This is a genomic window from Rhodococcus sp. NPDC059234 (assembly GCF_042754225.1).
Lineage (GTDB): Bacteria > Actinomycetota > Actinomycetes > Mycobacteriales > Mycobacteriaceae > Rhodococcus_G.
This window is the reverse complement of record NZ_JBHZAH010000167.1, coordinates 1-8,424: the sequence shown is the minus strand read 5'-3', so window position 1 is coordinate 8,424 and position 8,424 is coordinate 1. Positions and strand designations below refer to the sequence as shown.

Annotated in this window: 6 protein-coding genes; all 6 read left to right on the top strand. The window is 69.6% G+C overall.

Annotation, left to right across the window (positions count from 1 at the left end; translation table 11 throughout):
• Positions 1-158: 158 nt before the first annotated feature.
• The 6 genes from ACFXGJ_RS23145 to ACFXGJ_RS23120 all read left to right on the top strand — a co-directional run bounded on the left by ACFXGJ_RS23145 (position 159) and on the right by ACFXGJ_RS23120 (position 8,281).
• Positions 159-506, top strand: a complete 348-nt coding sequence (locus ACFXGJ_RS23145; protein ID WP_378625418.1) for a carboxymuconolactone decarboxylase family protein — start codon at positions 159-161, stop codon at positions 504-506.
• A gap of 57 nt (positions 507-563) precedes the next feature.
• Positions 564-2,513 carry an acetoacetate--CoA ligase gene (locus ACFXGJ_RS23140; protein ID WP_378625416.1) on the top strand — a complete coding sequence of 650 codons (1,950 nt, stop codon included), beginning with the start codon at positions 564-566 and terminating at the stop codon, positions 2,511-2,513.
• Between the two features lie 200 nt (positions 2,514-2,713).
• Positions 2,714-3,937: an ABC transporter substrate-binding protein gene (locus ACFXGJ_RS23135; RefSeq protein ID WP_378625414.1), complete on the top strand. Its 1,224-nt coding sequence runs from the start codon at positions 2,714-2,716 to the stop codon at positions 3,935-3,937.
• Between the two features lie 26 nt (positions 3,938-3,963).
• Positions 3,964-6,702 (top strand): ATP-binding cassette domain-containing protein, encoded by a 2,739-nt coding sequence (locus ACFXGJ_RS23130; protein WP_378625411.1) that lies wholly within the window; start codon positions 3,964-3,966, stop codon positions 6,700-6,702.
• Complete coding sequence (locus tag ACFXGJ_RS23125) at positions 6,699-7,439, top strand: ABC transporter ATP-binding protein (protein ID WP_378625409.1); 741 nt, start codon at positions 6,699-6,701, stop codon at positions 7,437-7,439. The genes ACFXGJ_RS23130 and ACFXGJ_RS23125 overlap by 4 nt, the downstream gene beginning before the upstream one ends.
• Before the next feature lie 86 nt (positions 7,440-7,525).
• A complete protein-coding gene (locus tag ACFXGJ_RS23120) occupies positions 7,526-8,281 on the top strand; it encodes a FadR/GntR family transcriptional regulator (RefSeq protein ID WP_378625406.1) in 756 nt (251 codons plus the stop codon).
• The last annotated feature ends 143 nt before the right edge of the window (positions 8,282-8,424 follow it).

Sequence of the window (8,424 nt, the reverse complement as noted above, 5' to 3'; positions counted from 1 at the left end):
CTCGCGCTCGAACTCGGCCGTCGCGGTGGCGGGGTCGGCGCGGCCGCGCTGTGCGGTGGTGGTGGTCAGGGCGACGCGCTGATCATCCGGGTGCCGCGGTCGTGACCGACTCGAGCGACGGCCGCTTCGACGCCGGACTGGGCATCCGCCGCGAGGTAATGGGGGACGACTTCGTAGACCGCGCGCTGACCCGTGACCTCGGCACCGACAGTGAAGCATTGCAGCGGCACATCACCGAGACGGTGTGGGGATCGGTCTGGACCCGGGACGGACTGAGCCGACGCGACCGCAGCCTGCTGAACCTGGGCATGCTGACCGCCCTGCGTGCGGAATCGGAGTTGCGCGGGCATGTCCGCGGCGCGCTGCGGAACGGCCTGACCCGCGGGGAGATCAGCGAGGCGATCATCCACACGAGCGGCTACTGCGGGGCGCCCGCGGCGCTGGCCGCGATGCGGGTGGTGCAGGAGGTTCTGACCGAGGAGTTGGGGCCGATGCAGGCCGACTGACCGACGCGGGTCGGCGATTCTCCGGCTCCCCGGACGGGGTGTTGGAGAATGGACCGCATGGGATCGCTACAGCCGCAGTGGGTGCCGTCGGACGAGGACGTCGAGGGTGCGCGCATCACCGACTTCGCGTTGTGGGCCGAGGGCCGGTTCGGAGTCAGCGTGCCCGACTATGCCGCGCTGTGGCAGTGGTCGATCGACGACCTCGACGAATTCTGGCTGGGGGTGTGGGAGTACTTCGAGGTGCAGTCGACCACCCCGGTCGGGACGGCGCTGCGGGACGAGGCCATGCCGGGCGCACAGTGGTTCCCTGGCGTCCGGACGAACTACGTGACGCAGGCGTTCCGGCACGAGACCCGGCATCGCCCGGCGATCCGGTACTCCGGCGAGGACCCCACTGCCGACACCGAGATGTCCTGGGCCGAACTGCGCCGCCAGGTCGGTGCGCTTGCAGCGACCCTCCGTTCGCACGGCGTCGGACCCGGTGACCGGGTGGTGGGGTACCTGCCGAACGTCCCCGAGGCGGTGACCGCCTTCCTCGCCGTCGCGAGCATCGGCGCGATCTGGGCCGCTTGCGGACAGGACTACTCCGCGCACGCGGCACTCGACCGCCTCGGTCAGCTCGAGCCGACGGTGCTGATCGCCGCGGACGGTTACCGGTTCGGCGGCAAGGAGCACCCGCGCGACGCGGAGATCGAGCAACTGCGCGCCGGCTTGCCGAGCGTGACGCTGACGGTGCGCGTCGACCGACTCGGGCACGCGGCCGCGCCGACTTCGGACGCGACGATCTCATGGGCGGCCGCGACTGCGGGGGATGCGCCGCTCGAACCGGTCGACGTGGAGTTCGACCATCCCCTGTGGGTGGTGTTCTCCTCGGGTACCACCGGCCTGCCGAAGGGCATCGTGCACGGCCACGGCGGGGTGGTGCTCGAGCACCTCAAGTCGCTGGCGCTGCAGCTGGACGTCGGGTCGACCGACACCCTGTTCTGGTACACCAGCCCGAGCTGGATGATGTGGAACTTCCAGGTCGCCGGGCTGCTCGTCGGCGCGACCGTCGTCTGCTACGACGGCAGCCCGTCCTATCCGGAGACCGATTCGCTGTGGGCTCTCGCCGCCCGGCACCGGGCCACCGTGCTCGGGACCAGCCCCGGCTACGTGCTGGCCTGCGCGAAGGCGGGCGTCGTCCCGCGCCGTGACCACGACCTGACCGCGCTGCGGGCGGTCGGCATCACCGGTTCCACTCTGCCGGCCTCGTCCTCCCTGTGGCTGGCGGAGAACGTCGGCACCGCGGTGGTGTCGATCAGCGGTGGCACCGACGTGGTGTCGGCGTTCGTCGGTGGCGCCCGGACGGTCCCGGTGTGGCCGGGTGAGCTGTCGGCGCCGTGCCTCGGCGTCGCGCTCGACAGCTACGACGAGTCCGGTCACCCGGTGCGCGGGGAGGTCGGGGAGTTGGTGATCACCCGGCCGATGCCGTCGATGCCGGTGCGGTTCTGGAACGACCCGGGCGGCGCGAGGTATCACGACGCCTACTTCGACACGTATCCCGGCGTGTGGCGGCACGGGGACTGGATCACCATCACCGAGCGAGGCAGCGTTCTGGTGCACGGCCGCTCCGACTCGACCCTCAACCGCAACGGCATCCGGATGGGTAGCGCCGACATCTACCAGGCCGTCGAGGGGCTCGACGAGATCTCGGAGGCGCTGGTGATCGGCGCCGAACAGCCGGACGGGGGCTACTGGATGCCGCTGTTCGTGGTGCTGGCCGAGGGCGCGGTTCTCGACGACGCGTTGCGCGAGCGGATCCGCGCGGTCATCCGCGAACAGGCCTCGCCGCGGCACGTGCCCGACGAGATCATCGCGGCGCCCGGCGTCCCGCACACCCGGACCGGCAAGAAGCTCGAGGTCCCGATCAAGCGGATGTTCCAGGGTGCGGACCCCGACAAGATCGTCGACCGGACCGCGATCGACGCGCCGGAACTCGTCGATTGGTACGCGGCCCAGAAGCGCTGACCTGGCCGGATCCCTATTGCATCGCATGCTGTAACGAAAGTTTGTGAACTTCGGCACAATTTGCACGGCGCTCCAATACGCTGCTGCCAAGTCGGGCGGCGGCATCTGCCAGGACCGGGGGTGAGCGGGCAGTCGCCGCTCGATTCGGTCGAGCAGAGCAGGGCGTCCGAGACGTAGCTGCGACATGCAAAGGACGCGCCGTGCATCTGAAGAAACTCGCCCCTGCGATCGCCACACTCGCCTCCGTCAGTCTGATCGTCGCCGGCTGTAGCAACGACAGCAACGCGGAGTCGGCCGGGAACGCTGCCACAGGGACCCCGATCAAGGTCGGGCAGATCGTGCCCATCGAGGCGCCGGGCCTCGCCGCCACCAGCTACGCCGCCGGCACCGTCGCCTCGGTCGACGCGTTCAACGCCCGGGGCGGTGTGAACGGGCGTCCGCTCGAACTGGTGCAGTGCGACTCCATGGGCGATCCGAACAAGGAGGTCGACTGCGCGAACAAGATGGTCTCCGAGGGGGTCGTCGCGACGCTCGCGGACTTCGCACCGGCCAACAACGACGCGACGTCCCAGGTTCTGCTGACCGCCGGTATCCCCCGGATCGGGTTGAACCCGCTGAACATCGCCGACTTCACGGCGACGAACGTGTTCACACCGTTCTCCGGCTCGCTGCTCAACCTGTACGGGATGATCGACATGCTCGTGGCGCAGGGCAAGACCAAGCTCACCCTGATGCGCCCCGACGTGCCGGTCGCCGCGATGCTGACGCAGCTGCTCGGGCCCGCCGTACAGGCGAAGGGCGCGCAGATCGTCAACGATGTCGCCGTGGGCGCGAGCGCGACCGACTACACCCAGTTCATCGCCGCCGCCGAACGCAACGACGCGCAGGGCGTGATCATGGCGCTGGTCCCGGCCCAGTCCACCCAGATCGCGCAGTCGTTCGAGCAGATCGGATCCAAGCTGGCCTTCACGCTGGGGTCCACCACGTTCTCCCAGGCCGACCTGCAGGACCTCGGCACCTTCGCCACCTCCTCGACGTACACCGGCCCGGTCCCCGCGCCCTCGTCGAGCACCGACACCTTCCCCGGAATCAAGGAGTTCCTGGCGGACATGGATAAGTCCGGCAAGAAGGATCTCGAGCGGGAGAACCTCGTCGGCGACGAGATGTTCCCGTGGTTGGCGGTCCGGGCCTTCGGCGAGGTGGCGAAGGGCCTCGGGGCGGGGATCAACACCAGCACCGTCATGCAGGGATTCGAGAACGCCAAGGACCTCGACATGGCCGGACTGGTCCCGGCCTGGACGCCGGGCGCGGTCGAGCCGTTCGGGATCTTCCAGCGGGTCTCGAACACGATGATGTACCGGATGAAGTTCGACGGTGACGTCGTGGTCACCGATCCGACGCAGTACGACCTGCGCACCCCCTGATTCGATCCCACCCTGGAGTCTGACGAATGACTGAGTTCCTGCAGTTCGCGATCCTCGGGCTGGGCGCGGGCTCCGCCTATGCGCTCCTGGCGCAAGGCATCGTGCTGGTCTACCGCGGCTCCGGGGTGGTGAACTTCGCCCAGGGCGCAATCGCGATGGTGGCGGCCTACGTCTGTCTGGAAACCCTTCAGCGCGACCATGACTGGGGTTTGCTGCCGGCCTTCCTGGTGGCGGTTGTGGTGGCCGGACTGATCGGCCTGGCATTTCAGCTACTGGTGTTGCGGTGGCTCACGAACGCCGCGCCGATCGTCCGGCTGGCCGCCACCCTCGGCCTGATGGTGATCCTGCAGGCGGGGGTGCAGCAGTACTACGGCGCCAAGTCGATCCGGGTGCGGACCTTCCTGCCCGACGACGCGTATCACTGGGGAAGTGTCGTGGTGCAGCAGGATCGGCTGATCCTGCTGGGCATCGCGGTGGTGTCGACGGTGGTGCTCTGGGCGTTCACCCGGTTCACCCGGGTGGGCCTGGCCATCACCGCGGCTGCCGAGCACGAGCGTGCCGCTGCCGCGCTCGGTTGGTCCCCGCAGCGGCTGGCCGCGCTGACCTGGACCATCGGCGGTGCGCTTGCCGGTGCGGCCGGAATCCTGGTGGCGCCGTTGACCGGACTCACTCCGTCGGCCTTCGTGGTGATCGTCACGGTGTCGGCGCTTGCCGCGGCACTGCTCGGCGGTTTCCGCTCCTTCCCCCTCACCCTGCTCGGCGGCTTGCTGCTCGGCGTGGGCGAGAGCCTGGTCGTCCTGTACCAGGACGACCTGCGCGACCTGTTCGGTATGGAGACGCTCACCGGCATCAACCGGGCTGTGCCGTTCGCGGTGATCCTGGTGGTGCTGGTGGTGCGGGGGAAGGGGCTGCCGTTGCGCAGCCATGTCTCCGAGCGACTGCCTCGGCTCGGCTCCGGTGAGATCCGTTGGGTGGGTATCGCACTCGCGGTGCTGGCGGCCGGAGGCGTGATCCTGGCCGGCGGCGACTGGCTGCGGTCGCTGATGCTCACGCTCGCCGCGGCGGTGTTCCTGCTCTCGATCGTGGTCCTGACCGGGTTTGCCGGCCAGCTCTCGCTCGCCCAGTACACCGTCGGTGGCCTCGGCGCGCTGTTCGCCGCGCGCCTCGTCGGCCAGGCCGGCTGGCCGCTCGTCCCCGCCGCGCTGGTGAGCGTGGTTGCAGTGGTCGCGATCGGCGTGCTGTTCGCGCTGCCGGCGCTGCGAACACGGGGTGTCAACCTGGCCGTGGTCACCCTGGGGCTCGGGTTCACGATCCAGGAGATGGTGTTCAACAACCCGACCCTCACCGGGGACAAGCTCGAGGGTTCGGTGAAGATCTCACAGCTGAGCCTGTTCGGGTTCGACGTGACGCCGTCCCGGTACCCCGAGCGGTGGGCTCTGCTGTGTCTCGTGGCCCTGGTCGTGTGCGGTCTGATGGTCGCGAACCTGCGGCGCTCGCGCACCGGCCGGCGGCTGATCGCGGTGCGCACCAACGAGCGCGCCGCGGCCTCACTCGGCATCAGCGTGTTCGCCGTCAAGATCTACGCCTTCGCGCTCGCGGCAGGGTTGGCCGCGGTGGCCGGCATCCTGCTCGGCCTGCGCAACTCCGCCGTCACCTATCTCGAGTTCAACGTGTTCGCCTCCATCAATGCCGTGGTCCAGACGGTGACCGGCGGTCTCGGGTTCGTGCTGGGCGGCATCATCGGTGCGCTGCTGGCGCCCGGGGCCCTGTTCAGCCGGCTGATGGCGAGCGGGTCGAGCAGCGCGGCCCTGTCCATGATGCTCGGCGGCGTGATCCTCATCGTCATCCTGCTCACCAACCAGAACGGGATCGCGGACGTGGCCTCCCGCCTGGTTCGGGCGATCCCCGGGCTCCCGGCCCTTGCCGCGGTGCGGGCACGCGCCCGGGGCCGCGCTCAGGAACTCTCGGACGAAGTGCCGACCGGCTCGGTCGCCCCGACGCCCCTGTCGGTGCGCGGTCTGACGGTGCGGTTCGGCGGCGTCACGGCCGTCGACGGAGTCGACCTCGACATCGAGCCCGGCCAGGTGGTGGGCCTGATCGGGCCGAACGGGGCAGGCAAGACCACGGTGATCGACGCGATCACGGGATTCGTCAGCCCCGCGGCGGGACAGCTGACACTGGGTGATCAGGACATCAGTGCCTGGTCGACCGCGCGGCGGTCGAAGGGCGGCCTCCGTCGGTCCTTCCAGTCGCTCGAACTGTTCGAGGACATCACGGTCGGCGAGAACATCCACGCCGGAGCCGACGAGGCCACCTGGCGTACGTGGCTCACCGACCTGATCCGCCCGGGCCGCCATCCGCTCTCGCCGAGTGCGTCGACGGTCGTGCGGGACTTCGAGCTCGAGAACGACCTGGAGGTGTTGCCGGGCGAGCTGTCGTACGGTCGGCGCCGGCTGGTGGGCATCGCCCGCGCGGTCGCCTCCGCCCCGTCCGTGATCCTGCTCGACGAGCCGGCGGCCGGACTGGACGACGCCGAGAGTCGCGAACTTGCAGTCGCCATCCGGCACCTTGCCGTGCAACGCGGGGCGGGTGTGCTCCTCATCGAACACGACATGGGCCTGGTGATGTCCACCTGCGATCGGATCGTGGTGCTCGAGGCCGGCCGGGTGATCGCGGCCGGCACGCCGGAGGAGATCGCCGCGAGCGCGGCGGTCCGCGACGCCTACCTGGGCACCGAAGACGACACAACGGAGGTAGCGCGTTGACCATCACGAGTGAGAAGACGGTGGCGTCCGAGGTCGTCCTCGAATGCCGCGGCTTGAGCGCGGGGTACGCGGGCGCCGTGGTCTGCCGCGACCTCGACCTCACGGTGAAGTCCGGGGAGGTGGTGGCGCTCATCGGCGCCAACGGTGCCGGCAAGTCCACCACCATGCTCACCGTGGCAGGCGAACTGGCCCCGATCTCGGGCGAGGTGTCTGTGCTCGGCTCCGGGCGGCGCTCCTCGCTCTCGGCGCTGGCGCGGCGAGGCCTGAGCTACGTGACCGAGGAACGCTCGGTCATCATGGGCCTCACCGCGTCCGAGAACCTCAAGCTGGCCGGAGTGTCCGCGGACGCCGCGTGTGAGGTCTTCCCCGAGCTGCGGGCCCTGCTCGGGCGGCCTGCCGGCTTGTTGTCCGGCGGCGAACAACAGATGCTCACCCTCGCCAGGGCCCTGGCCCGGAATCCGCGTCTGTTGCTGGCCGACGAGCTGTCGCTGGGCCTGGCGCCGCAGATCGTCCAGCGGCTGCTGGCCGTCGTGCGAGCTGCCGCGAACGAGCGCAACGTCGGTGTCCTGCTGGTCGAACAGCACGTGAGGCAGGTGCTGACGGTCGCTGACCGGGTGTACGTGATGCGTCGTGGTCGGGTGATGCTCGAGGGCACGGCCGACGAGATCGGTGCCGATCTGGATGCTGTCCAGCGTGCATATCTGTCCGCTTCGATCGACGCGGTGGACGGCGGGTAACGGCCAATTCGGTCAACTCTTGTACCGTTGGGGATTCGTCGGGCCAGGTCAGCGCCTGCCCAACTCGACTTCAGCAAGGGGTGACAGTGGCAGCGGGTGCGAAATCGTCGGTGGTCCGGGTGCCGAAGGCGGGCGAACTGGTCGCAGCGAGCCTGCGCAGGCGGATCATCACCGGGGAACTCGAGGTCGGCGACCCGCTGCCCAACGAGGCCACCCTCATGGAGCAATTCGGGGTGTCGCGGCCGACCTTGCGTGAGGCCTTCCGGATCCTCGAGTCCGAGTCGATCATCACGGTCCTGCGTGGTGCCCACGGTGGGGCCCGGGTGCTCGCACCGGACGCCTCGGGCGCGGCGCGGTACACGGGACTACTGCTGCAGTACCAGGGTGTTCCCCTGGTCGACGTCTACCGGGCGCGGGCCTCGCTCGAGGTCACCGCGGTGGGGATGCTCGCCGCCGGACACGAGGGAAACGAGCTGGACACCTTCGCCGGCCTGCTCGAGGCCGGCGCGGATCTGGTGGACGACCCGGCGGCGTTCGCGCGCCACGACGTCGACGTGCACCAGGCGCTCATCGACCTCGCGGGCAATCAGACTCTGGCGGTGCTGGCCGGCATGCTCGTGCACATCATCGACGCCCACAACGCCCTGTTCATCGCGGCGCACGGCGGGAACAGCGAGCGGCCCGCCGCGCGTGCCGCACACCGCGCCTACCTGAAATTGCTCGGCCTGATGCGTGAGGGCGACGCGACCGGCGCGCAGGAGTTCTGGCGCAAGCACCTCGATGCGATCGAGAAGTACATGATCGGGGACTCCGACACGACGCTCGTCGAGGTGCTGTCCTAGCGATCTGTCGACCTCAGCCGGGGATCGGGATCACCAGCGGCGGCAGTCCGGGGATCTCCACCCGAACCTGAGGCGGCGGTGGTGGTGGCGGCGGAGGGGCCGCCACCACCACCGGAGCGGGCGGCGGCGCGGGTGGCGGACGC